The organism is Candidatus Thiosymbion oneisti (genome assembly GCF_900092655.1).
Taxonomy (GTDB): Bacteria; Pseudomonadota; Gammaproteobacteria; order Chromatiales; family Chromatiaceae; genus Thiosymbion; species Thiosymbion oneisti.
The window spans coordinates 1-1,899 of sequence record NZ_FLUY01001496.1 but is presented as its reverse complement, the minus strand read 5'-3'; the positions used below and the strand labels follow the sequence as shown (position 1 = coordinate 1,899).

At 66.1% G+C, this 1,899-nt stretch carries 2 protein-coding genes; both read right to left on the bottom strand.

Annotated elements, in window-relative coordinates:
• Window positions 1–112 precede the first annotated feature (112 nt).
• Window positions 113–1,318, bottom strand: a complete 1,206-nt coding sequence (locus BQ17_RS15270) for a tetratricopeptide repeat protein (protein WP_089728494.1) — start codon at window positions 1,316–1,318, stop codon at window positions 113–115.
• 20 nt (window positions 1,319–1,338) lie between these two features.
• On the bottom strand, window positions 1,339–1,647 hold the full coding sequence (locus tag BQ17_RS15265) for a hypothetical protein (protein WP_089728492.1): 309 nt from the start codon (window positions 1,645–1,647) through the stop codon (window positions 1,339–1,341).
• Window positions 1,648–1,899: the final 252 nt, after the last annotated feature.

The following is a 1,899-nucleotide window of genomic DNA, read 5'->3' as shown; positions in this document are numbered from 1 at the left end:
CGAGGCGCTTAATCGACGCTGGAGCGTCAAGATCCCTCCTCCGTCGGGACAAGTCTGCTCCCACGCTGGAGCGTGGGAGCCAGAGGACGCTCCGCTTTGCCCATCCTACGAACTACTCCGCCTCCAGGAGCCGATCGAGCCGCTCCAGGCGTCGCCGGAAAGATTGGTCATACTGGTCCAGGCCGGCGTCCTGAAAGACCCGCCAAGCCTGCTGGATATGGCCACGGGCCGCTTCCAGCCGCTCGCTATCCGATTCCTGCTCCCCGAGAATCGCCAGGACAGTGCCCAGATTGTGCTGGGTCGTGGCCCAATCCAGGGGCGTGCGCTCGCGGCTGTACTCCTGCAAGGCGGCACGATAGGCGGCCAGGGCCTCGTGCAGCCGCTCGCTGTCCGACTCCCGCTGCCCGAGGATCGCCAGGATATTGCCCAGATTGTTCTGGGTCCTGGCCCAATCCAAGGGCGTGCGCTCGCGGGTGAGCTCCTGCAAGGCGGCACGGTAGGCGGCCAAGGCCGCGTGCAGCCACTCGCTGTCCGACTCCCGCTCTCCCAGGGTCACCAGGGCAACGCCCAGGTTGACTTGGGTCCTGGCCCAGGCCAGGGGCTCGCGCTGCCGGCTATAGGCGGCGAGCAGATCCCGGTAGATCCGGATGGCCTCTGCCAGGGCCGGGTTGTCTCCCCGCTCGTCGCCCTGGTGATAGAGTGCATAGGCCTGTCGCTCCCGATAGCCCCGCCTGGTGTCCGGCCTGGAGGCCGGTGTCTGCTCGGCGGCGGCGGCGAACTGCGCCGCGGCCTCCCCATAGCACAGTTGGATCAGCAAAAGCTCGGCCTGCTCGGCCCGGATCGCCGCGGCGGAGAGCCGCCGCCGCTCCAGGGCCACCTGGGCCTCTTGCAGGAGCTGTCCCGCTCGCTCGATAGCGGCCGATTCCCGGGCCTCGGCCTGGTCCAATAGCTGTTCGGCCTGGTCATAGTTGCCGGTCTCGATGGCGGCCCTGGCCTGATGGAGCAGATCCCGGATCGCCGGGTCCTCGGGCTCCAGGGCCGCCAGGCGTTCCAGGGCCTGCTTGTGACGCCGGGCGATCTCGAACAGGCGCTCCGGCCATTGCTCGGGCGGGACGACCTGTTGTTCCAGGATGGCAAAGAAGCCTTGGAGTGCCGCATCCGTGACCCCGAGCCGGACCTTGATCTCGGTGAACTCGGCCTGGAGGGCCTGATGGTCCCGGCGTTGGTCGGCCATCAGGTCACGGATCAGCCCCGGGGGCAGACCAGCGGTGACAGAGAGATCACCACCTGCGGAGACATGTCTGAAATTGGCCCCCACGTCCGCAATGGATGTGGGGGCTAGTGTTTTGGGTCGGGGCTGCCTCCGTGGGCCTGGGTGGAGAGATGGATATCGCCCATTGCCGATGACTCCTCGACCTCGACATTACCGCCGACCCGGTTCTCCGCGGTCAGATTATTGCCCGCCTCGAGTCCTGTGCCCCGGACCTCGCCCGGCTTCGGTGGAGACCCTTTCTCCCCGGTCAGGCCCAACTGTGCGCCGAAGGGCAGGTGCGCACGGATATCCACCTTGGAGTAAAGGAATACAAAGATCACCACCACGATGGCGATGATTACCGTCACTAGGACCTTTGCTTTATCGGCAGACATGGCATCCCCTGGCAGGTCTGATGGTGGGATAGGACCGCATGGTGCCGGATGCCGGGGGGAATTGCCAGTGCCCGGCCAGGGCCACCGAATGATAATTACTGCTGATCGCCTCTTTTGGAGTGCGCCGGCAGAGCGGTGCCCCGGATCGAGTTCCGGTGACTGCATTGCCAACCCAGCTGTCGGGGATCAGCGGTGCCCTGTTCCCCATGCACCGCGGCGACGGCGCTTTGGTTGGGGTCGATCCGAATCCAA

What these genes read in the sequence shown, in the direction of transcription:
- BQ17_RS15265 (WP_089728492.1), bottom strand. Translation starts at nt 1,647, where the DNA reads ATGTCTGCCGATAAAGCAAAGGTCCTAGTGACGGTAATCATCGCCATC.